Annotated in this window: 26 protein-coding genes and 3 pseudogenes; 9 read left to right on the top strand and 20 right to left on the bottom strand. The window is 59.8% G+C overall.

What is annotated here, in order from left to right:
* The 4 genes and pseudogenes from AC5J09_RS04690 to AC5J09_RS04675 form a co-directional block, all read right to left on the bottom strand.
* On the bottom strand, positions 1-840 hold an 840-nt coding region (locus AC5J09_RS04690), incomplete at its 3' end, for a F0F1 ATP synthase subunit alpha (protein ID WP_494297034.1).
* A 79-nt stretch (positions 841-919) separates the two neighbouring features.
* Positions 920-982: pseudogene (locus AC5J09_RS04685) on the bottom strand (hypothetical protein); the annotation flags it as partial.
* 112 nt (positions 983-1,094) lie between these two features.
* Positions 1,095-1,232: pseudogene (locus AC5J09_RS04680) on the bottom strand (F0F1 ATP synthase subunit delta); the annotation flags it as partial.
* A gap of 700 nt (positions 1,233-1,932) precedes the next feature.
* Positions 1,933-2,556, bottom strand: a complete 624-nt coding sequence (locus AC5J09_RS04675; RefSeq protein WP_494297033.1) for a hypothetical protein — start codon at positions 2,554-2,556, stop codon at positions 1,933-1,935.
* Positions 2,557-3,551: 995 nt separating this feature from the next.
* On the opposite strand from AC5J09_RS04675, the gene AC5J09_RS04670 reads away from it, so the two are divergent.
* Positions 3,552-4,040, top strand: coding sequence for a pyridoxamine 5'-phosphate oxidase family protein (locus AC5J09_RS04670; RefSeq protein ID WP_494296499.1), 489 nt, complete (start codon positions 3,552-3,554; stop codon positions 4,038-4,040).
* Between the two features lie 249 nt (positions 4,041-4,289).
* Positions 4,290-5,747 (top strand): ISKra4 family transposase, encoded by a 1,458-nt coding sequence (locus tag AC5J09_RS04665; RefSeq protein WP_494297032.1) that lies wholly within the window; start codon positions 4,290-4,292, stop codon positions 5,745-5,747.
* 179 nt (positions 5,748-5,926) lie between these two features.
* Here the strand turns inward: AC5J09_RS04665 and AC5J09_RS04660 are convergent, their stop codons facing one another.
* From AC5J09_RS04660 to AC5J09_RS04640, 5 genes are all read right to left on the bottom strand, one after another.
* On the bottom strand, positions 5,927-6,328 hold the full coding sequence (locus AC5J09_RS04660; RefSeq protein WP_494296498.1) for a periplasmic heavy metal sensor: 402 nt from the start codon (positions 6,326-6,328) through the stop codon (positions 5,927-5,929).
* On the bottom strand, positions 6,325-6,774 hold the full coding sequence (locus AC5J09_RS04655) for a hypothetical protein (RefSeq protein ID WP_494296497.1): 450 nt from the start codon (positions 6,772-6,774) through the stop codon (positions 6,325-6,327). Before AC5J09_RS04655 ends, AC5J09_RS04660 begins: the two co-directional genes overlap by 4 nt.
* Positions 6,771-7,319 carry an RNA polymerase sigma factor gene (locus tag AC5J09_RS04650; protein ID WP_494296495.1) on the bottom strand — a complete coding sequence of 183 codons (549 nt, stop codon included), beginning with the start codon at positions 7,317-7,319 and terminating at the stop codon, positions 6,771-6,773. Before AC5J09_RS04650 ends, AC5J09_RS04655 begins: the two co-directional genes overlap by 4 nt.
* 78 nt (positions 7,320-7,397) lie before the next feature.
* The gene (locus AC5J09_RS04645; RefSeq protein WP_494297031.1) at positions 7,398-7,778 is read right to left on the bottom strand and encodes a hypothetical protein; all 381 of its coding nucleotides are present in this window, start codon (positions 7,776-7,778) and stop codon (positions 7,398-7,400) included.
* A 50-nt stretch (positions 7,779-7,828) separates the two neighbouring features.
* Positions 7,829-8,260 carry an EF-hand domain-containing protein gene (locus AC5J09_RS04640; protein ID WP_494297030.1) on the bottom strand — a complete coding sequence of 144 codons (432 nt, stop codon included), beginning with the start codon at positions 8,258-8,260 and terminating at the stop codon, positions 7,829-7,831.
* 229 nt (positions 8,261-8,489) lie between these two features.
* Here AC5J09_RS04640 and AC5J09_RS04635 point away from each other — a divergent pair, with 229 nt between their 5' ends.
* The 6 genes from AC5J09_RS04635 (at position 8,490) to AC5J09_RS04610 (ending at position 11,888) form a co-directional block, all read left to right on the top strand.
* Positions 8,490-8,915, top strand: a complete 426-nt coding sequence (locus AC5J09_RS04635) for an EF-hand domain-containing protein (protein WP_494297029.1) — start codon at positions 8,490-8,492, stop codon at positions 8,913-8,915.
* Positions 8,916-8,953: 38 nt separating this feature from the next.
* A complete protein-coding gene (locus AC5J09_RS04630; protein WP_494297028.1) occupies positions 8,954-9,379 on the top strand; it encodes a BA14K family protein in 426 nt (141 codons plus the stop codon).
* Between the two features lie 165 nt (positions 9,380-9,544).
* Complete coding sequence (locus tag AC5J09_RS04625) at positions 9,545-9,985, top strand: hypothetical protein (protein WP_494297061.1); 441 nt, start codon at positions 9,545-9,547, stop codon at positions 9,983-9,985.
* Entirely contained in the window at positions 9,873-10,382 is a 510-nt protein-coding gene (locus AC5J09_RS04620; protein ID WP_494297027.1) for a DJ-1/PfpI family protein, read from the top strand. Before AC5J09_RS04625 ends, AC5J09_RS04620 begins: the two co-directional genes overlap by 113 nt.
* A 91-nt stretch (positions 10,383-10,473) precedes the next feature.
* The gene (gene aac(3) / locus AC5J09_RS04615; protein WP_494297026.1) at positions 10,474-11,334 is read left to right on the top strand and encodes an aminoglycoside 3-N-acetyltransferase; all 861 of its coding nucleotides are present in this window, start codon (positions 10,474-10,476) and stop codon (positions 11,332-11,334) included.
* Between the two features lie 11 nt (positions 11,335-11,345).
* Positions 11,346-11,888, top strand: coding sequence for an AAA family ATPase (locus tag AC5J09_RS04610; protein WP_494297025.1), 543 nt, complete (start codon positions 11,346-11,348; stop codon positions 11,886-11,888).
* Positions 11,889-12,218: 330 nt separating this feature from the next.
* Here AC5J09_RS04610 and AC5J09_RS04605 read toward each other — a convergent pair.
* From AC5J09_RS04605 to AC5J09_RS04555, 11 genes and pseudogenes are all read right to left on the bottom strand, one after another.
* Positions 12,219-12,506, bottom strand: a pseudogene (locus tag AC5J09_RS04605) (dihydroxy-acid dehydratase domain-containing protein); the annotation flags it as partial.
* A gap of 57 nt (positions 12,507-12,563) precedes the next feature.
* A complete protein-coding gene (locus tag AC5J09_RS04600; protein WP_494297024.1) occupies positions 12,564-13,997 on the bottom strand; it encodes an aldehyde dehydrogenase family protein in 1,434 nt (477 codons plus the stop codon).
* Positions 13,998-14,083: 86 nt separating this feature from the next.
* Positions 14,084-14,989, bottom strand: coding sequence for a 5-dehydro-4-deoxyglucarate dehydratase (gene kdgD / locus AC5J09_RS04595; protein ID WP_494297023.1), 906 nt, complete (start codon positions 14,987-14,989; stop codon positions 14,084-14,086).
* Positions 14,990-15,066: 77 nt separating this feature from the next.
* Positions 15,067-16,272 (bottom strand): pyridoxal phosphate-dependent aminotransferase, encoded by a 1,206-nt coding sequence (locus tag AC5J09_RS04590; RefSeq protein WP_494297022.1) that lies wholly within the window; start codon positions 16,270-16,272, stop codon positions 15,067-15,069.
* A 72-nt stretch (positions 16,273-16,344) separates the two neighbouring features.
* Entirely contained in the window at positions 16,345-17,979 is a 1,635-nt protein-coding gene (locus AC5J09_RS04585; protein ID WP_494297021.1) for a hydantoinase B/oxoprolinase family protein, read from the bottom strand.
* Between the two features lie 14 nt (positions 17,980-17,993).
* Positions 17,994-20,084, bottom strand: a complete 2,091-nt coding sequence (locus AC5J09_RS04580; protein ID WP_494297020.1) for a hydantoinase/oxoprolinase family protein — start codon at positions 20,082-20,084, stop codon at positions 17,994-17,996.
* A 173-nt stretch (positions 20,085-20,257) separates the two neighbouring features.
* Positions 20,258-21,103 (bottom strand): transporter substrate-binding domain-containing protein, encoded by an 846-nt coding sequence (locus AC5J09_RS04575; protein WP_494297019.1) that lies wholly within the window; start codon positions 21,101-21,103, stop codon positions 20,258-20,260.
* Between the two features lie 38 nt (positions 21,104-21,141).
* On the bottom strand, positions 21,142-21,792 hold the full coding sequence (locus tag AC5J09_RS04570) for an amino acid ABC transporter permease (RefSeq protein WP_494297018.1): 651 nt from the start codon (positions 21,790-21,792) through the stop codon (positions 21,142-21,144).
* 10 nt (positions 21,793-21,802) lie between these two features.
* A complete protein-coding gene (locus AC5J09_RS04565; protein ID WP_494297017.1) occupies positions 21,803-22,471 on the bottom strand; it encodes an amino acid ABC transporter permease in 669 nt (222 codons plus the stop codon).
* 13 nt (positions 22,472-22,484) lie between these two features.
* A complete protein-coding gene (locus AC5J09_RS04560) occupies positions 22,485-23,240 on the bottom strand; it encodes an amino acid ABC transporter ATP-binding protein (protein ID WP_494297016.1) in 756 nt (251 codons plus the stop codon).
* A 24-nt stretch (positions 23,241-23,264) separates the two neighbouring features.
* A complete protein-coding gene (locus AC5J09_RS04555) occupies positions 23,265-23,738 on the bottom strand; it encodes a RidA family protein (protein ID WP_494297015.1) in 474 nt (157 codons plus the stop codon).
* Positions 23,739-24,220: 482 nt separating this feature from the next.
* Between AC5J09_RS04555 and AC5J09_RS04550 the strand changes: the two genes are divergently transcribed.
* On the top strand, positions 24,221-24,967 hold the full coding sequence (locus AC5J09_RS04550) for a FadR/GntR family transcriptional regulator (RefSeq protein ID WP_494297014.1): 747 nt from the start codon (positions 24,221-24,223) through the stop codon (positions 24,965-24,967).
* The last annotated feature ends 287 nt before the right edge of the window (positions 24,968-25,254 follow it).

The following is a 25,254-nucleotide window of genomic DNA, read 5'->3' as shown; positions in this document are numbered from 1 at the left end:
GCGATAGGCAACGGCCTGCTTGGTCAGATCGTCATAGGCGATCACGGCATGCATGCCATTGTCGCGGAAGAATTCGCCGATCGCGCAGCCGGTGAAGGGCGCGATGTACTGCAGCGGCGCCGGATCGGACGCGGTGGCGGCGATCACGACGGAATACTGCAGAGCCCCGGCTTCTTCGAGCTGCTTGACGAACTGGGCCACGGTCGAGCGCTTCTGGCCGACGGCGACATAGATGCAGTAGAGCTTGTCGGTTTCCGACGCATTGGCGTCGTGGGCCGGCTTCTGGTTGAGGAAGGTGTCGAGAATGATCGCCGACTTGCCGGTCTGGCGGCTACCGATGATCAGCTCGCGCTGGCCGCGACCGATCGGGATCAGCGCGTCGATGGCCTTGAGGCCGGTCGACATGGGCTCGTGCACGGACTTGCGCGGCAGGATGCCCGGCGCCTTGACGTCGACACGGCGACGTTCGGTATGCTCGATCGGGCCCTTGCCGTCGATGGGATTGCCCAGGCCATCGACCACGCGGCCGAGCAGGCCCTTGCCGACGGGGGTATCCACGATGGAACCGGTCCGCTTGACCACGTCGCCTTCCTTGATGGCGCGGTCATTGCCGAAGATCACGACGCCGACATTGTCGGCTTCGAGATTGAGGGCCATGCCCTTGACGCCGCCCGGGAATTCGACGAGCTCGCCGGCCTGCACATTGTCGAGGCCATAGACGCGGGCGATGCCGTCGCCGACGCTCAGCACCTGGCCGACCTCGGAAACCTGGGCTTCCTGGCCGAAATTCTTGATCTGGTCCTTGAGGATCGCAGAGATTTCCGCGGCTTTGATGTCCATTTCTACCCCATCTTTTCATGGCGATCTTCATCGCGGTCAATTTCGTCTTGAGGGAAGAGTTGATCATCTGCGCGACCTTCACCTGAAGGCCGCCGATCAGCGACGGGTCGACAAACTGGTTGAGCGTAACGGTCTTGCCGATCTTGCTCTTGAGCGTTTCGGCCAGGGACTTGACCTGGTCGGCGCTGAAGGGCAGCGGCCGAGGTCACGTCGGCCGTGACTTCCCCGCGCGCCTTGGCGGCCAGTTCGCGGAAAGCCGCGATAATGGCGTCGAGCGCGAAGAGGCGCCCGTTGCGGGCGATCAGCTTGAGGAAGTTGGCGACCAGCGCATTGGTCTTGCCCTTGGCCAGCAGGGCATCAAGCGCCTTGGCCTTGTCGTCACCGGCAATCACCGGCGAGCGCAGGAAACGCGAGAAATCAGCGCTTTCCCCGATGAGGCGGGACACGTCCGAAGCGACGTTTCCACCGATGCCAACTGGTTCTCGCTCTCGGCGAGATCGAACAGCGCCGACGCATATGGCCGGGCGATCTGGGTAAGCACTGAATTCTGCGCTGCCCGAATGCCGCTACACCCTCTTGGTTGCCTGCCCGCTTCTCCGCCCTGTTTTCTCTGGAAACCCGGGCGGTTGCCGACGCGTATTCTTGTCTGCAAAAGGGGCCGTCCGGAGACCCCTTCAGTCGCGCACGCTCTAGCACAAGCCCCGAGCGACACGCAAGGCTTGGGGCAGCGATTTAAATGCGGCGAAGTGTCGCAGGCTCGATCCGCCCCGAAGGACAAATCGCTCCAGTAGAGCGATTGAGACGAGGAGACATGAGGCTGTGCCCGCATCGCGGATCAAGGGCGAGCAGGCCGACACAGGGTATCGGCCCGCGTGGTTACTCAAGGCTTAAGACCTGTGCTCGCAATATGTCGGGGTGATCTTCTGATTGCCGCCGGTCTTCTGACCGGGTAAGGGGGCGCAGCGGGCGGTTGGGATGGTCCGGAAGCACGCCGCCCGCCGCTAGCCTCGGTCATCACTCCGTGGCTGGCACTCACCCTGATCGCCAAAGGTAAAAAATGTCTTGCTGTCACGCAGCCCGTGCAGCAGCCGTTCACATGAAACTCATCGGGTCGATATCCACCTGCACCCGCAGGTTGCCCGTGACCTTCTCGGCCGAGCCCAGCCAGAAGCGGACATAGCCGGACAGGTCGAAATCTTTTCCACTTTGAGCGAGCAGCCGGACGCGGTGGCGGCCGCGCACCATGGCGACGGGCGCGTCGGCGGGGCCGAAGAGGCGAACGCCATCGGCCATCGGGGCGGCCGAGAGCAGCTTCTTGGCAAAGCCCATGGCCACCTCGTGCTCATTGGCCGAGACGATGAGCGCGGCGAGCCGGCCAAAGGGCGGCAGCCCACCGGCCTCACGCGCCGCCAATTCATGGGCGTAGAAGGCCTCGCGGTCGCCGGTGACCATGGCCCGCATGACGGGATGGTCCGGATGATAGGTCTGCAGGAACGCCTTGCCGGTTTTCGACGCACGTCCGGCGCGGCCGGCCACCTGGGTCAGAATCTGGAAGGTCTTTTCGGCGGCGCGCGGATCGCCATGCGCCAGGCCCAGATCGGCATCGAGCACGCCGACAACCGAGAGCTTTTCGAAATGGTGGCCCTTGGAGACCAGTTGCGTGCCGATGATGAGGTCGAACTCGCCGCGTTCGATCTCGGCGAAGCGCTCGCGCAACTGTCCGGGCCTGCTATCCCCTTCGCCTCGAGTTCACGCAGAATAAACCGGCCGCCGAGAGTTGAACCTTCTACGACATAAAGGAATCCCAGGGCCTCCCACCGGTCCGCCGGTTCGGGAAAAGGAGGCATCGCCCAGGCATCGGATGCAGGCCATCTAACAGCGCGCCACGCGCGAATGCGAGCGGCAAAGTCAAGCCCGTCCACTCCGTCGAGTTTCGGAGCAAGTGCTGTATGGGCCGGACTATGGAGCGCGGCGTAACGTCGAATGATCAACGGCCGGCGTGCCGCATCTGCCAGTTCCGTAACTGCGTCGAAGCGGCTTTCAAGACGACGGTGCAATTCGCCGGTAACCTGGCGAAGGTGGTTTATTGCCGTCGATTCCGCACTTTTTTGATTTTCTAGCCCCAATGTGATTTCCTTTGTCGCCGCGAACACTGCAATATTCACGGAACGAGGCGAAGGCGGAGAGATCGCGCGGAGTGGGACAACTTGACCGCTTCTCCCTCTAATCGGACTCGGCCAAAGCTTCGTAGGTAGCCTTGATCTCTGCTTCGGAACGCATCGTGCCCATGGATTCGTCAGTATAAAACTGATGGATGTTGGGCGCCCGCATCCGACTGTGTCTGGGTATAAGCCGGTCCAGCGATGGCCATGTCAACGGAAAATGTTGCAGCTAATAGAATTGCATGACGTTTCCTTCCTGTTCAGAGTTACTTATGAACGTTGCCAACAGCCGTACTTGCAGAATGTTCCGAAGTTTGCAGGTATGCCAGAGGGATCCTTTGGCGGCGGCATGGGGACGTGACATGCTGGCCGTTTGGCTGTTCGTTTCCTGTGTCGCGAGGGCGCTTTTGCCATTCTGCTCAACAGCTCCATCGACGTGATGAACTGACATGGCAGGCCGCCATCGGCTTTGGTTACGTGGAGCAGAATTTGGAACCGTTGAGATTGTCGTATCGTTTGGTCCCTTGCGCAAAGCCACGGGAGAAACAGATGACCAAGCCGGCCGAGTTGGAAACCAAGTTCTGGAAAGCACTGAAATCTGATATGACGATGATGCTCGGCATCGTCGGCTTGGACGAAGGCCACACCCGCCCGATGACTGCGCAGTTGGAAGGGGACGAAGGCGGTCCAATTTGGTTCTTTACCGCGAAGGACAATGATCTGGTGCAGCAACTGCGCGGCGATGACCGCGCGGTCGCGACCTTCGCCTCAAAGGACCATGATATTTTCGCCGCCGTACATGGCAGCCTTCGCGTCGACACCGACAAGGCTGTTGTCGACAGGCTGTGGAATTGGTTCGTGGCCGCCTGGTACGAGGGCGGCAAGGACGATCCCAAGCTAGCTCTTTTGCGGCTCGATCCCGATCGCGGCCAGGTTTGGGCCGATGCGTCTAGCATGGTGGCGGGCGTAAAAATGCTGCTCGGATTTGATCCCAAGGACGACTACAAGGACAAGATGGCGAAGGTCGACCTATCTTAGTATTTGCAATCGGGACGAGCAGCGGAACGCAGCGATAAGACTGACTCCCAACGTTTTCACAAACTCTTGAGGTGTCGTTTGCATTTAACTGCAAGACTTCTGACGACAATAGTTTCAATAAGATAGCCTGACACTTAATTTGAGACTTGGCAGTTAATTTGAGATTTGAGACCGGTAACTTTTCTGGGGTGCGCACGAACTGTTAGTGCCGGTTGGGCCATCTTGGTTGCCTCGATGAAGGAGGTGCCGATGGCAGTGGAATGGACGATCACGATCGAGGGCAGGAATGAGTTCGGTGATACTTGCCGAAAGGAGGTCCGCATCGACAAGAGCTGGGAGCAATTGTTTGATGGTGATCTCGGCCTATCGATCGAGGACGGCAAGAAGATTATGGAAGCGCTGCAGAACGCCGTCGTGAACCACGAAAGCGAGACCTATTCCCTTTATCGCCGGGTCTGCCCGGACTGCCAGACTTTCCGGGCAGTCAAAGATTACACCACGCGCCGCATCAGAACCGTCTTTGGCACAGTGAGGGTTCGCAATCCCCGCTGGATGATGTGCAGCGATTGCTATCCAGGCATAGTGGGTGCGTTCGCGCCACTGAAGGAAATCTGCCCCGATCGGGCCACGTCTGAGCTGATGGAGCTGACGGCACAGCTGGGAAGCGTTATGTCCTACAGGCAGGCAGCGAATGTACTCTCCAAGTTTCATCCTGTTGAGCCAACCGAGACGCATGCGACCGTGCGCAAGCGTACGATTAAGGTCGGCGAGCGGATCGACAACCAGATTGCAAATGAAGAATGGCTCGCGACAAGGACGATGGAGGAGCGGCATCAACTCGAAATGCCGCTTCCTGGTGATCGACGCAAAGAGTTCGTCATCAGCATCGACAGGGCCCATATTCGTAGCGCCGAACCCAATTCAGCGCGAAGCTTCGAGCTCGTTGTGGCCCGATGCGGTCGCGGCGGTAGGGGCGATGCCGGCGGCCGCTATTTCGTCACTGCCAACACCGAGCAGAAGGCAATCCGGGATCGAACTTGGCATGCGCTTCGACGGGAGGGGTATTGCGGTTTTGGCGACGTTACCGTGCTCTCGGATGGCGCTGAAATCCTCAAGCGCCTGCCTCGCGCCATGCCGAAACCGACAACCAATATTATCGATTGGTTCCACATTGCCATGCGGGTCCAGCCCATGCAGCAGATCGCGGACTTCATGGTACGATCCCAACCAGAGCTCGCTGAGACCCTTTCGTCAATCGACAGGGAGATCACAGCCGTGAAATGGCGCCTGTGGCACGGACGTGTCGATCGCGCCATCCTTGATCTCGAGGGACTCTTGGCACGGCTGAAGTCCTCACAGCAAGAAGGTGTTTTCTCGCTCGCAAGGCTTCACAGCCTTGGTTCGCAGCTCTTGACCTATATTCGTTCGAACCGTGGTGCGATCGTCAACTATGGACAGCGCTATCGAGCCGGGCTTCGCGTCGCCACCACCCTCGCCGAGTCAGCGGTGAACTCGTTGATCGGCAAGCGGATGATTAAGAAGCAGCAAATGCGCTGGACGCTCTATGGCGCTCACATGCTCTTGCAGGTTCGGACGGCCGAGATCAACGGTGAGCTTCGCGAGCGATTGCGGGCGCCGTTCCGACAGCCAGGGCCGAACGTGCCTTCCCTGTTCAATCCCAAACCGCCGCTCCTGCGCGCCGCCTAGCCCCAGACAAGTTACCGGTCTCCTTCTGTAACGGGCTTTGCGTCAATCCCTTGTGAGCTTAATCCTTCCCGAGAGCTTAAAAGCTTGCCGACGGCGCAATCCGTACCAGCGGGGTATTGGCGGCGCGCTGCTTCCGCGCCAAGATATCGCCCCCGGACGATCGTTCACATCTTGACCAATCAGAATTGCAATTTTGTACGCTCCGTCGAGCGAAGCGCCTGCAAGAGCAGGTCCTGGATCAGCCGCTGGAGTGCTTCGGTCGCCTCGCGCACGTCGGTCATCGCCTTCGTGACATCCGGTTCGTTGAGCGGCGACGTACCCGCCACCGACGCCAATTGGCGACGCGCGCCTCTCAGCTTCCCGAGTGCTGCAACGGTCCGCGCCCTGTTCTCACGAAGCAACCGACGGAATTCGACGCGAACTTCTTCGGGATATGCAGAGAACGCACCTTCGGCGAGGATGGACATTGCGGGTGCGTCAAGCTGGCTCTTCAGGATGTAGCCGAGCGAAAAGAAGTTCCCGACTAGCGAAGCTGCGAAGACGGCGAACAGGACCGCTCGCAGCCATGAAAACCGTTTCACAGGCGGCCTCCGTTGCTTCGTGTGACGGTAATCGACTCTGCAAGTTCGGAAGGCGGTACGCCCACAGCAAAGGCCAAGAGAGCGTTGTCGGAAATTTCCGTTTCGACTCCTGCGGCGACGTAGCCGCCGACCGCCGACACGGTAAGAGCAAGGGCCATGCTCGCGGCTGTCGCCGGCATCGACCACGATCCAAAATCAATCGCTATGCCAAAGGTTCGGCGCTTCGGCTGCGCGATCTTGGCCATGACATTGCGAGCGAGCGCACGCTCGTCGGTCGGCTCGACCGTTGCCTTAAGTATGAGACGGTCGAGCCTTTCGTCCTCGCTGGACGCATCATGTCGAGCCAGCGCAAGGAACGACAACGCCTCGCGCCGAAAAGGCGCCGGCCAAGACTCGACGTCAATGCCAAACCGGAGTTTCAAGCCTTCGAATTCGCCCCTGTTCATTTTGATGTCCTTTCATTTTGTTCTTCAGACGCCCCAGCCCCCGAAAGCTGGGCGCGCAGCGTTCTCCTCGCTCGGACAAGCAGTTGCTCTACTGATCCGGCACTCGTCTCCATCACTTCCGCAATCGCGGGAACGTCAAGATCGGCGACTGCACGGAGGAGCAGCGCCATGCGCTGCCGTTCCGGCAATTTCTCAACGCCGGCGCGAACAATGGCTAACTCCTGCCGCGCACCCATCCATGTATCCGCATCTGGGTCGTCTGAAGGAAATGCTTCATGAGCCTCCTCGAATCCGATGAATATGCGGAACTTGCGCCAACGCCGCACGTCGATGCAGCGATTTGCTGCTATCCGATAGATCCAAGTGGTCGCGCGTCCTTTCGACGGATCGAAACGCTCCGCGTTTTTCCAGACCGAAATGAAGACGTCCTGCACGACATCCTCGGCTTCATCGGAACCACCAAGATAGCGCCCGACGAACAGACGTAGACCGCGTCCGTGCCGGTCTATCATCTGCCGGAGAGCAAGCTGCTCTCCCGCAGCCACGCGGGCCAGCAGCGCCTCGTCGTCGACGCGCTCCGGCAGGTTTGCGATTTCCGGGGCACGCGCTTGGCTCACGCCGACTTACCTTGAGTGGCGGCGAAAGCCGATGCCGACATTTCCGCGTGGCCCGGTGTGAACGCCGATGGACCGCACACCATGGGGGCCTCGCGCCGTCAAGGTATTGCCGGAGTAGGTTCGGCCGTTCGGGCAAGTTGCGGAATAGCTGCGCCGGCACCGGTTCGCAAGGCCGTCACGGCAGGTCGAATTCGACGTGTAGGTTGCACCATTCGGCCCGACGCGCGTCGTCTGGCCTGAATAGACGTTGCCGTCCCTTGTTACACTGCGCGTGATCTGCCCACCGTTCCGCGTATCGCGTGTCCACTCGGCCGACATGGCCGGGGCCGCACCAAGCACCATGGCAATGCCAAGCGCGGCGAAGGTTCTCTTCCATGAAATAATCATTATGAACTCCTCAGTACTGATTTAATTCGTGCTCGTAGCGGCGATCAACCTTAGCGGCCAACCATGATGCCGCGGATGACGAGAAATTCGGGGTCCGACAGCTTTCCGTCTCCGTCCCGGTCGGCAAGATCGAAGAAGAGCGTGCGGTCGCGAAACTCGTCTCTTGACAAATTTCCGTCGCCGCTCGCGTCGAGCCGGCGCATCTGGTTTCCAAGACGCGCCTGCATCGCCGTCGCGCGATCCATGATCGCATCGCGGAGCCATTCCGTTTCGTCTTCGTCGATTACGCCGTCGCCGTTCACGTCGAGACGAGCGAAGAGTTTCGCGCGCGCCGCGACGATCTCGTGGCGCGACACAGAACCGTCGTTGTTCGCGTCGAGCCGCTGAAGGATCGGCGACGCTGTTTGCGCCTGGGCCGAAACCGCCGGCAGGGAGAGAGCGGCGATCAGCGCTGTGACCAGCACGGATGAAGCCATTTTCATTGATTGTCTTCCTTCGGTTCTATGGTTTCCGGCTTCCGATGGGCAGCTACGTTGACCAATACGAACCGCTGGCTCTCCTCCTACGCACTCATTCACCGATTCCTGACCGTCGAGCGCGCCGACTGCGGCCCTTCAAAAAGAAAAATGCGAGTCGAGGCGTAAGACTTGCGACCCCAGCGCGTAGAAGCTCGCGTTGATGCCAATCCTATCCGACGAAGTGGAGAATAGAATGAATTTGAAATTGCTGGCCTGCGTGATGGTTGTCCTTGCGACTGGCAGCGCTTGTGCGGCGGACGGACAGAAAGCTCGGCAGGCTTTCCGCCAAATGGATCAAAACGGTGACCGAACGCTTCAGTTTACCGAGATTCAGGCGGCGTGTGCGGCCCTGTTCGACCGCTTGGACGCAAATCGAAACGGCGTGCTCGAAAGTGGTGAGGCAAAGGCCGCCCTTCAGCGCGTGAGAGAGGGCGGCCGGCTCCAAATGGCAACGGCGGAAGGTCTGGAAAATAACGCGCGCCGGATGGATGCGAACGGCGACGGCCGCATTACGAAAGCGGAATTCGCACAGTTCATTCCTGATCGGCTTCTGCGTGCCGACAGCAATGGCGACCGTGCACTATCCATCTCTGAACTCAGGGCGCTTCGTCAACGCTAAGCGTCAATTCAGCTCACAACAACAGGACACAAAACGCGATGAATAAGACAATCGCCGCCCTTGGCGCCGCAGCGCTCCTACTGCTTACGCACGCTGCCCCGGCATCAGCCAATTCGCTCTATCGACCCTCAGTGACGGTCGGAAATGACGTCCTCCTGCAGGAAGTCGCGCACCGGCACGGATCCTATGTGATCCGCGGCGTCCACTACTTCAACGGCTATCGTGGCGTCGTCGTCGCTCGTCCTGGTTATCGCCTTTACCGGGGATACTGGTTTCCGCCTGCCGCATTCGCCACCGGCGTGATTGTGGGCCGGACCCTTGCCCAACCCGTGCCGCCGACTCCCCGGCTGACCGCCGCCCATATTGAATGGTGCTTCGATCAATATCGCTCCTACCGTGCGTACGACAACACCTATCAGCCGTACGATGGTTCGCGTGAACAGTGCTGGTCGCCCTACAATTGATGTTGGCAATGTGGAAGACGGGAAGCATCGGCATCGGCGTCGCGTTTCGAATTGTCGACCAAAGCTCGAAATAGCTCTCTGTTCGCCCTTGGCCGAAACTGATTGCGGTTTGTCACTCAAGGACGCCAAAGAGCCGCTAGTCTTGCAGCGAAACCGGAGGACTTTATGAATACGGACCTGAATTTTACCCGGCGCGAGATTGTTTATGCGCTGACGTTTGCGATCACCAGTGCACTTCTACCCAACCATTCGGCTGCGCGCGCCGGGAAGGATCAATTTCAGATTCCCGTCCGCGACGACGGAAAGCCACTGACCTTCGGGCTTTTGCTCTTCCCAAATCTCACCGCCCTCGATCTTGTTGCACCCCAGTTGGTGATGTCGAAGCTTCCGAACTCCGTGGTTCATTTGGTCGCCGAGAGCCCAAATCCGGTGATGTCGGATAGCGACGTGGCAATCGTCCCCACTGTGACGTTTGAACAGTGCCCCCGAGGATTTGGACGTCTTCTTCGTTCCCGGTGGACCGAAGGGAACATTGACTGCGCTTCAGAACGATCGGCTTCTGGATTTCGTGTCTCATCGCGGCTCGCGCGCTCGGTATGTCACTAGCGTCTGCACAGGCTCGGTGCTTCTCGGCGCTGCCGGTCTCCTCAAAGGGTACAAGGCGGCATCGTACTGGGGGACGCTCGACATCCTTCCCGTGTTCGGGGCCACGCCCGTGAATGAGCGCGTCGTGAAAGATCGAGATCGGATTACGGGAGGCGGTATTACTGCTGGACTCGATTTTGGTCTCGAACTCGCAGCAGAGCTACGTGGCGAGAAGCGCGCACGCTTACAGCAACTGATCATGGAATATGATCCCAAACCTCCCTTCGACAGCGGCTCGCTAGTCACGGCATCCCCTGAGACGGTCGCTCACGCGCGCGAGCTTCTGGGACCGTCGCTGCTCGCTATTCGTGCGGAGGCGGAGCGGGCAGCAAGACGCCGCGGGTTGACCCCACCCTGAATCTATTTTCGATAATCCACGCCGCAGAATGAGGAACGAAAGAAACTGTCGCGATAGGGTCGGGATTTTGCGGTATAGAGGAGAGATCACCATGCATACACGAGGGTCGATAATAGAGTCGCTTCAGAAACTTGGCGTCCAGCCCGGAGACCTATTGATGGTGCATGCGTCATTGAAGGCGATTGGTCCGGTCGAAGGTGGAGCAGAGACCGTCGTTGCGGCGCTACGGTCGGCTGTGGGGCCGTCTGGCACCGTGATGGGCTACGCATCGTGGGACAAATCACCTTATGAGGAAACGCTGAATGGCGCTCGATTGGACGATGAAGCCCGTCGCTCCTGGCCGCCGTTCGATCCGGCAACTGCGGGTACGCACCGCGGGTTCGGTCTGCTGAATCAGTTTCTCGTTCAAGCTCCGGGCGCCCGGCGTAGCGCACACCCAGATGCATCTATGGTCGCAGTTGGCCCGCTCGCAGAGACGTTGACGCAGCCTCACGAACTCGGTCACGCCTTGGGCGAAGGATCGCCCGTCGAACGGTTTGTTCGCCTGGGCGGGAAGGTTCTGCTGTTGGGAGCGCCGCTGAACTCCGTTACCGCGTTGCACTACGCCGAGGCGGTTGCGGATATCCCCAACAAGCGCCGAGTGACATACGAGATGCCGATTGCTGGAAACGACGGCGAGGTCGTATGGAAAACGGCAGCGGATTTCGATTCCAACGGCATTCTCGATTGCTTTGCTATGGAAGGAGAGCCGGACGCGGTAGAAACAATCGCAACCGCTTACGTGCAGCTCGGTCGCCATCGAGACGGAATCGTTGGTTCCGCGACGTGCTACCTATTCGACGCACAGGACATCGTATCTTTCGGCGTCACCTATCTTGAGCAGCATTTCCGGTCCACTCCGGTGGTTCCCTTGCGCGAAGGGGCGGAGCCCTCTTGCGAGCCGTCAGGCTAGAGGCGATCGACATGATAGTCTGGATCAACGGACCCTTCGGGGCCGGAAAAACAACCCTTGCCGAGAGACTGCGCGATCGGCGACCCGGATCGCTGATCTTCGACCCCGAAGAGATCGGCTTCGTGGTGAAGGCGACCGTCCCCAAGCCAGCGAGCGGGGATTATCAGGATCTTCCCGTGTGGAGGGGGCTGACGATCGCGGCCCTCAGAGAGATTCGAAGGCATTACTCGCAGGACATATTCGTCCCAATGACCCTGGTGCAACCAGAGTATCTTGATGAGATCCTCGACGGCGTAATGCGTGTTAGCGATCAGTTTTTGCATATCTTCCTGACGCTCAACGAGGAACTCCTGCGCCACCGCATCGCGAATCAGGCCATGCATCCCGATCCAAATCGAAATGCAGAGATCCGAGACTGGCGATTGGCTAACGTCGCCCGATGCTTGGCTGCCAGGAAACATCTCCCCCCCGAGACACGAATTCTCGACAGTGGCGCTCACACGCCCGACGAACTCTCGGAAATGGTTCTCGACGCGATCGATGGGACGACCTGATCACCCACGATGCCGCGTGACACCGTAAGGGGCAAGCTGAAGCCGTTCAGGCGGCGTAGTTCCACGATTTCTGACCTCGGCCAGCCGTTGGCAATGCGCTTCAGGGTCTGAGTGAGCCAGGCAAGCAGATCGATAATATTCATCAGCCCGCCAATGGCGATCATGCCCGCAACGGTCCAGATCGGTATATCCGGCATCCCCATCGTTGAGAGAGCCCGTGTTCGGGTGCGCGCCAGCCAGCCAGCCGCACAGGAGCTTTCGAGCTTCCAGACGATACATTATGCGATCCCGTAAGCACAGGAGGGAAACGCATCTTTGGCCTCGCTACGGTTCGTTGCGGGAACGTGCCGGCAACTCTTGAGCAAAGTCTCTGGCCGTCCAGCCGCCCGCCTCGTAAACCCCGCGCTTCACACGCTCGGCGAGGTCGCGCAGATGCGCGTTGCACGGCGTGAGCTCGGACCAGGTGTTGCAGATGCCGATGATCGGCCGCCCGTCGAAGGTGTCGGCGGGAAGCCCCTGGTTCTTCATCCAGGAGCGATGCATGATGGCATTCTTGCCAGTACCGCCGAACCACTCCTGCGAACGGAGTTTGCGCGGCCACTCAGCTTTCTTCTTCATTTCTTCCTTCCTTGCGCCCTGCGCGGGCTGGACACGCCGGCTTTACGTCCTGTTTCTTCAGGCAAGCGTGTAGGCTGTCTTGACGTTGGTGTAGAACTCTGCGGCGTATTTGCCCTGTTCGCGCGGGCCGTAGGAGGAGGCCTTGCGGCCGCCGAACGGCACGTGGAAATCGACGCCCGCCGTCGGCAGGTTGACCATCACCATGCCGGCCTCGGCATTGCGCTTGAAGTGCGTCGCATGCTTCAGGCTGGTGGTGGCGATGCCCGAAGACAGGCCGAACGGCGTGTCGTTGGCGACAGTGAGCGCCTCGTCGTAATCCTTGACGCGAATGACGGCCGCGACCGGCCCGAAGATTTCCTCGCGCGAGATGCGCATCTGGTTGGTCGCCTCGGTGAACAGCGCCGGCTGCAGGTAGAAGCCGGGCGTGTCGCGCGAGATCACCTCGCCGCCGAAGGCGAGCTTGGCGCCCTCCTGCTTGCCGATGGCGATATAGTCGGTGTCCTGGTTGAGCTGGCTCTGATCGACCACGGGACCGATATGGGTGCCGGCCTTCAGCGCGTCGTCGACGACGAGACCCTTGATCCGCTCGCCCATGGCGGCGACGAACCGGTCGTGGATCCCCTCGGTGACGATGATGCGCGAGGAGGCGGTGCAGCGCTGGCCGGTCGAGAAGAAGGCGGAGTTGACCGCCGCTTCGACGGCGACGGACAGATCGGCATCGTCGAGTACGACGAACGGGTTCTTGCCGCCCATCTCCAGCTGGTACTTGCGGTTATGTTCGACCGAGGCGACGGCCACCCGCTTCCCGGTGGCGGTCGAGCCGGTGAAGGTGATGGCGTTGACGTCGGGGCTGTCGAGCATTGCCTGGCCGACGACGGAGCCCTTGCCCATGACGAGGTTCAGGACGCCCTTCGGCAGACCCGCGCGATGGAGGATATCGACGATCGCCCAGGAACAGCCCGGTACCAGCTCTGCCGGCTTGAAGACGACGGTGTTGCCGTAAGCCAAAGCCGGAGCGATCTTCCAGGCGGGAATGGCGATCGGGAAGTTCCAAGGCGTGATGATGCCGACGACGCCGACCGGCTCGCGGGTGATCTTGACGCCGATCCCCGGCCTGACCGACGGGACGACTTCGCCCGCAAGACGCAGGACCTCGCCGGCGAAGAATTCGAAAATCTGGCCGGCGCGCACGGTCTCTCCGATACCTTCGGCGAGCGTCTTGCCCTCTTCTCGCGAGAGGAGGCGCCCGAGCTCGTCCTTACGCGCCAGGATTTCGTCGGCGGTCTTTTTCAGGATCGCATGGCGTTCGAGAATGCCGGAGCGCGACCAGGCGGGAAAGGCGGCCTTGGCCGCGGCGATCGCGGCTTTCGCATCTTCGGCGCTGGCGCGGGCATATTCGCCGACGACATCATCGGTGTTCGACGGATTGATGTTCGCAACGCCGTCTCCGCCGACCCATTCGCCGGCGATCAGGTTCTGGTGAAGTGGCATGCCGTCTCCTTTCATAGACTAGTTGGCCGTTGCAGCACTGGGCAGGGTCGCCCTCATCACGCAGACGAGGGCGACCTCTTGGACGACTAGCGCTTGTACTGACCGATTAAGGCTTCCATCATGGCCATTTCTTCCACCGTAAGGTCATGAAGCGGCGAGCGGACGGGGCCAGCATCAAAGCCCTGCGCCCGCACGCCGGCCTTGACGGCCGCCACGGCATAGCCCTTCGCGCGGTTGCGGATGGTCATGAACGGGTAGAAGAAGTCGTTCAAGATTTCCTCGCACCTGCCCCGCTCGCCGGTCCGCAGCGCCTTGTAGAATTCCAGCGCCAGACCGGGCACGAAGTTGAAGACGGCCGAGGAATACGTCGTGAAGCCGGCGCCGAGATAGGCTTCGGCGAAGAGCTCAGCCGTCGGCATTCCGCCGAGATAGGTCAGCCGGTCACCCATTTTTGCAGTAATCTGGCGAACGAGGCCGATGTCGCCGGTGCCATCCTTGAAGCCAACGAGGTTCGGGCACTCATCGCAAAGCCGCGCTAGCGTGTCGGCATGAAGAACGGAATTGTCTCGATTATAGACCATCACGCCCATGCCGGTGGCCTGGCACACGGCTTTGATATGCCGATAGAGCCCTTCCTGCGGCGCATCGATGAGATAGTGCGGCAGGAGGAGGATGCCATCGGCCCCGGCTCTTTCAACCGACTTGGCGATCGAAACCGCCATGCTGGTGCCGTAGCCGCAGCCTGATACAATCGGCGTCTTGCCAGCAGCTTCCTTGGCCACGCGAACGATCTGAGGGATTTCCTCTGGCGCCAGCGAAAAGAACTCCCCCGTGCCGCCCGCAGCAAACAGCGCGGCTGCATCGTAGCTTGAGAGCCAGTTGACGTGCTCCCCATAGCTCTTGGCATTGAAATTTCCCTCAGCATCGAAATGCGTTACAGGGAAGGATAGCAGGCCGGCGCCGAGCACCGTCTTCAGATCTTCAGTTTTCATGGGTGTGACACTCCTTTAGAGAACGCATCGGAATGCCGATGCCTTCGGTTGATTTTCGCTGGATTGGGAACGTTTTTTTAAGCCGCGAGCGATCGAGCCATGGCGGCAAGGCGCTCGCAGGCACCCTGCAGCTCTTGTTCAGACGCGGCGATAGACAGGCGGATGAAACCGGGGGCACCGAAGGCTGCGCCGGGCACGCTCGATAGGCCGAACTGCTGCAGCAGATGCGAGGCAAACGCCGTGTCGTCGGCGATCACCTCTCCTTCCGCCGTCGTCCGTCCGATCAATCTTCCAACGCCGATGAAGGCATAGAATGCCCCGTCCGGCGGCGTGAAATCGAGCTCGTCGATGTGCGCAAGATGCTGCGAAATGATCTTCGCCCGGTCGGCGAAGGTTTCCGCTGCCTTTACGACAAAACCCTGATCTCCGGTCAGCGCGGCAAGGGCGGCGGCCTGCGCAATGGTCGAGACGGATGTCACACTCTGCGACTGCATCTTGTTGAGTGCACCAATCAAGGCTTTCGGACCGGCAGCATAGCCGACGCGCCAGCCGGTCATGGCATAGGCTTTGGAGACACCGTTAACGATCAGTGTGCGGTCACGCAGGTGCGGGCAAGCTGTAGCGAAGGACACAAAGGTCACGTCCTTCAATAGGATGTGCTCGTAAATCTCGTCCGAGATCACCAATATGGGCAAGTGGCGGGCGAGCACCTCGGCCAGCGCCCGGTATTCGTCGGCGGAGTAGATCGCCCCCGTCGGATTGGACGGCGAGTTCAGCATCAGCCAGCGGGTCTTGGGCGTGATCGCTGCCGCCAATCTCTCGGGGGTGATCTTGAATCCAATGTCCGGTCCGCAGTTGACGTAGACCGGTTTGCCACCGTGTAAGGACACGATGTCGCCATAGGATACCCAGCATGGCGTGGGAATAATGACCTCATCGCCGGGCTCAAGCGTGGCGAGGAAAACGTCGAACAGGATCTGCTTGGCGCCGTTCGCTACGATCACCTCATCAAGGGCATAGCCCAGCCCGTTTTCCCTCTTGAACTTACTAATAATCGCCTGGCGTAGGCTTTCCATGCCCGCCGGCACGCCGTAGCGCACCCGGCCCTTACGGATGGCTTCGCAGGCCGCGTCGGCAACGTGCATCGGCGGCTCAAAGTCCGGCTCGCCGAGGGAGAGATCGATAATGTCGTGCCCTTCGGCAGCGAGTTTCTTCGCGGCCATCGCGACCGCCATGCTGGGGGAGGAAGTAATGCCCGCCGCCCGCTTGTTCTCGAACTTCATCTCCAGGTCCCTTCAGGTCATTTCGCATTTGTGGCCGGACGCAGCCATCGCCTCGCCCGGCCACCGGGAGGATTACTGGGCGACGTAGTCGAACTCCCTGTCCCGTTTTACCGCAGCCGCATCGCGCTTGTCGGTTGGGCCATAGCCGCCACCGCCGGGAAGCTGAAGGATGAGCCGGCGACCCGCTGGCACTTGCTGCCGGCCCTTCGAAGCCAGCCGTGTTCCGTCGTCGAGAAGTACCGCACCGGGCGCGCCGTTTTCGCCGCCATTACGACCGCGTGCCGGATGCTCGATACGGTCAAACATGGCGTTGAAATGCATCTCGTGACCTTCGGTCGGCGAGATCTCCACGACCTGACCGAGCCCGCCGCGGAAACGACCAGCCCCGCCGGATCCGTCGCGCAGTTCCTTGCGCCAGAAGATCACCGGGCCGACATGCTCCGTTGCCTCGATCGACATCGAGTGAACGCCGCTCGGAAATGCGGTTGCACTCAGCCCGTCAAGGGTCGAACGTGCGCCTGCGCCGCCGCTATTGAACAGCAGAACTTCGGCACGCTGACCACCGTCGGCCGGGGCCTTCTCACCTTGCAGCGGTCGTACGCTGACGTGCAGGTTCCACAATGCACCCGCCCCTTCCGCCGGCACGCGACCAGGCAGCATCTTGTGTACCGCGCCGAGTACGGCGTCCGGAACGAGATGTCCAAGGACGTGGCGCACCGACACGGGTGCGGGATGTTGAGCATTGAGAATGCAATTTTGGGGAGCCGTCACACGAAACGGTAGTAGGGAGGCGTGGTTGTTCGGGATCTCCGGCGCGATCGAGCATTTGAGACCGTAGCAGGCATAGGCCGCTGAGTAGATGATCGGGCAATTTATGCCCTTCGGGCTTGGCGGCGAGGTCCCTTCGAAATCCGCAAGGATATGGTCCTCCGCCACGTCGAGGCGCACGGCGATATCAATCGGCGAGCCATAGCCGTCGACCCGCATCACATTGGAATAGGACCCCTTCGGCAGGGCCGCAATCCGCTCGAGCGTCGCATCGTAGCTGCGCTTGAAGATGAAATCGGCCAGCGCCTCGAGATCCTCGAGACCGAATTCCCCCATCATGTCCATGAGGCGGCGATGGCCGATCTCGTTGCAGGCTGCGAGCGAATAGACATCGCCAACCACTTGATGGCTCTCTCGCACATTGTTGCGCAGGATGTTCACGAGGTCCTTGTTGACGTTGCCGCGTTCGGCAAACTTCATGATCGGGACGAAGATCCCTTCCTCGTAGACCTCGTTCGCATCCGGGCCGAAACCGCGACCGCCGACATCCACCACGTGAGCGGTACAGGCGAAATAGCCGACGAGAGCACCGTTGCGAAAACTCGGCGAGACGACGGTGAAGTCGTGCAGGTGGCCGGTGCCCTTCCAAGGGTCGTTGGTAATGTAGACGTCACCTTCGAAGATGTTCTCCGGGCCGATGTCGCGTATGAAGTGGCCGACCGCTTCCGCCATGGCGTTGACGTGGCCAGGTGTACCGGTTACCGCCTGCGCGATCATCTTGCCGCCGCGGTTGAAGACGCCGGCGGACAGATCGCCCGATTCACGAACGCTAGTGCTGAAGGCGGTGCGGATCAGCGTGACCGCCTGCTCCTCGACCACGGAGATCAACCGGTTCCACATGATCTGCATGTGGACGTCGGAAAGTGCATTGGTTTTCATGGTTTCTCCTCCGTTCAAGCGGCTTGCTTGGCGCGCACGAGCAGGCAGCCGTCGGCTTGCATGACGACCTCGCGGCTCGCCGTTATGATGGTCGAGGTTTCGCGTTCGGTGATAACCGCTGGACCGGAAACCCAGTCGCCGGGCTTCATGTCGTCGCGGGAGACGATCGAGGCTTCCTGGAAATTGCCTTCCTGAACATCAAAGATTTCACGGACGCCGCGAACTGTGGCGGCGGCGCGCTTTTCGATCTTGCCGATCCTTGCGGGCGGGGTGACCTTCGAGGCGGCCCGCAGCGACCAGCTGACGATCTCGACGTCGAGGCCATCGATAACGCGGCCGAAGAAATGTTCGTACTGCTCGTCGAACAGCTTGCGGAAGAGCGCGCCGTCGGCGTCGACATAATCGCGCACATCGATGGTGACAGGCACCTCCCAGCCTTGGCCGACATAACGCATGTAGGCCGTGCATTCGAGGTCGGGGTCCGCATCCGGTGCTCCTGAGCGGACGAAAGATGTCGCTTCAGTGATCAAGTCGGAAATGGTCGTGTTGATGGTTTTCGCCTCAAAGCGGCTCAGGCGGCTATAGGCGCTGCGGACGGATTCGAAGCCGAATGGAGCCCGCAGAAAGCCGATGGCCGAGCCGACGCCGGCGCCCGGCGGAATAAGAAGTTCCGACATACCGAGCTTCTCGCACAGGCGCGAGGCATGGATCGGGGCAGCGCCCCCAAAGGCGATCATCGTGAATTCGGAGAGTTCCTTACCGTTCTCGACGGCGTGCATGCGTGCGGCGTTGCTCATGTTCTCGTCGACCACTTCGCTGAGCCCGTAAGCCGCCGTTGCGACATTTGTGTCGAGCTTGGACGCGACATCCTGATCCATGGCCCTATCCGAGGCGGGACGGTCGAGCTTCATCGCGCCGCCAGCAAATTCGTCGGGATCAAGGCGGCCGAGAATGAGATCGGCATCGGTGACCGTTGGATTCTCGCCGCCGCGGCCATAGCAGGCCGGCCCCGGCTCGGAGCCGGCACTGTGCGGACCGACACGGATCTGGCGCATGCTGTCGACGGTCGCAATCGAACCGCCGCCGGCGCCGATCTCGACCATTTCGATGACGGGAATGGAGATCGGCATGCCGCTGCCCTTTTTGAAGCGCCAGGTACGGGCGACCTCAAAGGTTTTCGACGTCTTCGGCGTCTGTTTCTCGATCAGGCAGATTTTGGCCGTCGTACCGCCCATGTCATAGGATAGGACCTGGTCGAGGCCGTAGCTGCTGGCGATATGGGCGGCGAAGATCGCACCGCCGGCCGGACCGGATTCGAGAAGCCGAACGGGGAATTCGATGGCGCTTTCGACGCTAATGATCCCACCGCCGGAATGGATCATAAAGACCGGGCAGCGGGTTCCCTCTTCCCTTAAGCGGCCGACGAGGCGGTTGAGATAGGAGGCCATCAGCGGCTTGACGAAAGCATTGGCGCACACCGTGTTGAAGCGCTGGAACTCGCGCATCTGCGGCGAAACCTCTGACGAAACCGAGACCGAGATGTCCGGTTTCTTGGCAAGCAGACGGTCGCGAACCGTTTTCTCGTGAGCACCGTTCAGGTAGGAGTGGATGAAGCCGATAGCGACGCTTTCGTAGCCCGCAGCGACAATGCGATCGCACAAGGTATCAACTTCGGAAAGGTCCAGCGCCCGGAGCACCGAGCCATCGGCGCCGATGCGTTCGTCGAGCACGAAGCGTTCGTTGCGCGGAACCAGCGGTGCCGGCAGCACTATATCAAGATCGTATTGTTCGAAGCGGCTTTCGGTGCGCATCTCGATGACGTCACGGAAGCCCTTCGTAGTGATAAAGGCCGTTTTCGCGCCGCGACGCTCGATCAGCGCATTGGTGGCAAGAGTGGTGCCGTGGATGATCGTGTCGATTTCGGCGAGATCCACGCGCGCCAACTCGGCGACCTGACGAATGCCTTTGACGATTGCGTTTTCGGGAAACGAATAATCCGTCAGCACTTTGATGGAATGGAGCGTGGTCCCCACCTCCATCGCGACATCGGTAAAGGTACCGCCGATATCGACACCGACCCTAATCTGATTGCCATCTTTCGCCATTTTCTTCACTCATGCTCCGTAAACGAGCTGTTGTTGCGCCGCGCCCAGAAGGATTGTTTTCGACGCGCAGCGACAGTCCCCGCCCGCACGGCAGGCGGCGGCAAAAAGCTCTTCAGTGATTGATGTTTCTGGTGCGCTGCGCGGCGGCTAAACGAACGCGCAGCGCTTCCGCGTTATTGCTTGCCGGTGAAATCCACCCCCGGCAACGTTGTCGGAAGCTCCGCGCGATCCACGCCGATCCATTTCTTGTAAAGCGCGTCTAGCGAGCCGTCCGCAGTATGACGGGTCACGAAATCGGTGAGGAAGTTGAGCATTTCCTGATCGCCCTTGCGCACTGCCATTCCCTGGAAGTTGTCGGCAACTTTGTACTTGCGCTCGTATTCGGCGCTATGCCCAGTCTCCTTAATCACCAAGCCATATGTAACGCTTCCAAGGATCGCATCGACTTGGCCCGAAAGCAGCGCTTGAACTGTTGTCGCATCGTCATCGAAGCGCTTGATTTCAGTGCTTGGTGGCGCGGCTTTGACCAAAACCGGCTCGAATACGCTTCCTCGATTGACGCCGATCACATACTTCCCGAGATCCTCGTTACCCTTGATTTCGGCGTCCTTTTTCGCCCAAACGGTGATGTCGTTCGACGAATAGGGAATCACATACTGGATGACCTTAGCGCGCTCTTCCGTGATCGTCATGGATGGCACCAGGAAATCGACATTGCCATTGACGAGTAGCGGAATGCGGTTTTGGCCCGTGATCCGCTCGAATTTCACCTCGACGCCGAGTTCCTGAGCAATCAGCTTGGCGATTTCGATGTCAAAACCGTCATTCTGACCGTTCTGGTCAATGAAGCCCCAGGGAAACTGGTCCATCTGGACCCCAATGACGGCCGTGCCCTTTGCCTTGATCTCTTCGGGGGTGACGGCCTCTGCACCAGTGGCGAAGGCGGTTGCCGTCAGAAGAACTGCCGCTACTCCCGACACGACTCTGGAACGCGAAATTGTCAGTGCTGAATTGAACATGCTGTGTACCTCTGGTTGGGTTAAATCATGCGTTCTTGTTATCGGGCGGCGTTGAGGCGCCGTTCGATCCTTGCGCTGAAGGTCGTCAGGGGCAGGCAGATGAAGAAGTATACGAGCCCGACCGCCCCGTAGGCTTGCAGCGGTTGGAAGGTGATATTCGCCATAAGCTGGCCGGAACGGGTGAGCTCGGTGAGGCCCAGGAGTGCGGCAAGCGCAGTGCCCTTGATAAGGTTGACCAGAAAGCCAATGGTGGCAGGGAGGGCGATGCGAAAGGCCTGCGGCAGGACGACGTCGATCATGCGGTGGACATAGCCGATGCCAAGTGCGCGGGCGGCTTCGCTCTGGCCGGGGGGCACGGCCTGAATGCTGCCACGCCAGATCTCGCCGAGAAACGCGCTCGTGTGCAGTGACAAGCCAATGGTCAGCGCCACCCAGATATCGACCTTAAGACCGAGAAGCGGCAGGCCGAAATAAACGATGAACAACTGCACCAGCAGCGGCGTCCCCTGGAAGATCTGGATGTAGGTTGCCATCAGACCACGCATCCATGCCCATTTGCTGGTCCGACCGAGTGCTACGGCAAGACCCAGCGCACCGCCGAAAGTTACGGCGAGCAGGGAGAGGAGGGCTGTCCAGCGGGCACCTTCCAGCAGGAACAGGAACTCTCCGAAACCAAATTCACGGATCATCGCTTCGGCCTCACTTTGTCGGATACGAGAAGTAGGTTCTGCCGATGAACTGCAGCGCGACAGAGAAGAACTGGGACAGCAGGAGATAGATCGCACCGAGCACGAAGTAGATCTCGAAGCTGCGGAATGTTTGGGCATCCAGCGTCTGCGCCATGTAAGTCAGTTCCTCAGCGGAGACCGACGCAACCAGGCTCGAATTCAGCATCATCAGAATGAACTGGCTGCATAGCGCCGGATAGACCGCACGGATCGCTGGCCGGAAGACGATAAAGCGATAGATGTCGATCGTGTGGAGGCCAAGCGCCCTGCCCGCTTCGACCTGGCCGGGGCGGATCGACTGCACTCCTCCGCGAACTATCTCCGCGGCGTAGGCCGCGCAGTTGAGCGACATGGCCAGGATCGCCGCCTCTTCACCACCCAGCATGATCCCGAGTGTCGGCATGCCAAAATAGATGAAGAAGACCTGTACGAGAAACGGCGTATTGCGGATGATTTCGATGTACCCGATCGCGATCGTCCGGACCGGGCCAAGCCTGCTTATCCGCATCAGCATGAAGACGATCCCCAGCGCAAGGCCCGCGACCATTGAAATGGCCGACATTCTGAGCGTCTGAATGGCGCCCTCCAGGAACATTGGCCAGGCGGCAAAGACCGGGGCAAAATCAAAGGAATATTGCATCTGCCACCTCCGCCTAGTGATTAAGGATCTGGCTGAGGAACGCCTTTGTGCGTTCATGGCTCGGATTGCTGAAGAATGCGTCGGGCTTGGCGCTTTCGATGATCTCACCCCGGTCCATGAAAATGACACGGTGGGCAACGGCCCGGGCGAAGCCCATTTCGTGCGTGACACAGATCATGGTGATGCCGTCGTCCGCGAGCGATACCATCGTGTCGAGCACTTCCTTGACCATTTCGGGATCGAGCGCCGAGGTCGGCTCGTCGAACAACATGATCTTTGGGTCCATGCAAAGCGCACGGGCGATCGCGACGCGCTGTTGTTGACCGCCGGAAAGCTGCGCGGGATATTTCAACGCCTGCTCAGCGATATGGACGCGCTCCAGATGACCCATTGCCTTTTCTTTGGCCTCGGTCGCGGAGGTTCTACGAACCCGACGCTGGGCCAGCATGCAGTTGTCGAGCACCGTCAGATGAGGAAAGAGATTGAACTGCTGAAACACCATGCCGACGTCCCGACGGATATGGTCGGCATTCGTGCCGCTCTTGCTGAGCTGTGTCCCGTTGACGGATATCGAACCTTGCTGGATTTCCTCCAGGTGATTGATGCACCTGATTAACGTCGACTTGCCGGATCCCGACGGACCACAAAGTACGATGTGCTCGCCGCGTGCGACGTTCAGGTTTATGCCCTTCAGCACCTGCAAGGGGCCAAACCACTTGTTGACGCCGATCATGTCGATGGCTTTGTCGGAATTCGCGCTCTCGCTCATTGCTAGTTCCCCTTCCTGGTATCGTCAGGATTTTGTTGTGACTTCAAACACGGCGTCGACCTCTACGGACGAGCCGCGCGGAAGCGATCCGGCGCCGAGCGCCGTGCGGACATGGCGACCGCTTTCTCCAAAGATTTCGACGAGCAGATCGGACGCGCCATCAATTACCGCGGGGTGTCCCTTGAAGTCCGGCAGCGCGTTCACGAATCCACGGAGCTGCACGCAGGCGAGCACCCGGTCGAGGTCGCCGTCGAGCGCGGCACTCACCCGCGCCACCAGGTTCAACGCGCAAAGGCGGGCTGCTTGATAGCCGTCTTGAGGCGACACGTCCTGTCCGATCACGCCGACAAAATGTTCGATGCCGTCGATACGCGGGATCTGACCTGATACGAAGAGAAGCGAGCCAACAAGCCGATGAGCAACGTAGTTGCCGGACGCCGGGGCAATCGAAGGCAATACGATGCCGAGCTCGGAGAGGCGTGCAGAGACGACACCCATAGCAGTTTTCCATCTGATTTTTTATGCGCGATAAAGCGCAGGTTTCGTTCCCGGAACCATTTGTCACCCCTCGCCTCACTGGTCGAGCGATGTCTCTGGCTCACTTGCTGCATCCAACCTTATTGAAATAGTATCACATGTCAATATGGAAATTAGAGATACTATCTCTGTCGGCGACCAAGAGGCGTCATTCTCATAATGCCCTTATGTTTTCGGCACTTAGCGCGGTGGTGAAACCCGTGCGCCGGGCGAATCTCTCGCTGTCATTGAAAATTTTTTTGAGAATTATACGCAGAGGAATGGGAACTCAAGCGCAGGCGAAGGGGCAACCTCTGCCGAGAGTGCGCACACTTCGTGCTCAGCCAACTCCGGGCAGAGATATTACCACTCTTGCAAGTAGTGCTATCTTGTCAGAGAGGCCGCGAATCCTTATCTTGGGACATAAACAAACGAAAAAGCAGCGCTAGTTGAACGGGTGAACATTGGACACACTGACAAGCCGAACGATACAGGCACTGAAGGCCCACATTTGTGAGGGTCAACTTGACAAGGGAGACAAACTTGGATCGCTGAGTGAACTCTCCCAGAAATTCGGCGTGAGCCGCACAGTCATTCGCGAGGCTGTGTCCGCGCTGCGGTCCGATGGCATCGTCGAGGCGCGACATGGCGTGGGCGTTTTCGTGCGGGACGCACCGCGCTCAGAAGATTCGGGCGGTGATGATACCGAGCTGACGCTGGCACCTCTCCGGCGGCTAAAGACGTCATTCATTGACCTTCTGGAACTGCGGATGGCGTTCGAGGTACATGCTGCCGGACTTGCGGCGACCCGGCGGTCCTGGGCTCAAGAATCGAATATCTGGAACGCCGCACGTCAGTTTGAAGCCTCGACCGACGACGAAGCAGCACTCGACCAGCTCGACTTTGTCTTCCACCGCTCGATCGCGGAAGCAACGAACAATGGCGCCTTCATCGAGTTCTTCAATCTAATGAGCCTTCAGATCCTTCCCCGACCTGCCTTCTCGAAAGAGCTCAATCCTGCGCTCATCACACCTGAGTATATTCAGAACACGGTGAGAGAGCACAGGGCCATCTGCGAAGCGATCAGCAGCGGAAACGCCGAGCAAGCACGCGAAGCGATGCGGGCGCATCTAAACCGTAGTCACCTCCGTTACAGAGGCTTTTCCGATGGGGCGGCTTCGCCGTTGAGCAATCTTGTCGAATCGGAATGAGCCAGCGCGCTGATGCGCTGGCTGGAGGCCCAATTTAACGTGTCAGAGACTTCTTGTTGGAACAGGTTGCCGATTGCCTTCCCGTCGAAGGGGCACCCGTACCTTCTCCGCGCCGGAAGGGAGGCGCAGTAGAAGTTGCGGCCATGCTCGACGACTGGGCCCGACCCCACCGTGGCCAGCTTCCCGATGATACATTATGCGATCTATTTAGCCCAGAACGTGAACATCCTTGCGAAAAGCCGTGCGCGGGGCTCGTGATGCCCGCTCCCTTCAACCAAGACGAAACC

The sequence above is a fragment of the Sinorhizobium sp. genome (genome assembly GCF_059070375.1).
This window is presented reverse-complemented; position numbering and strand designations above follow the sequence as displayed.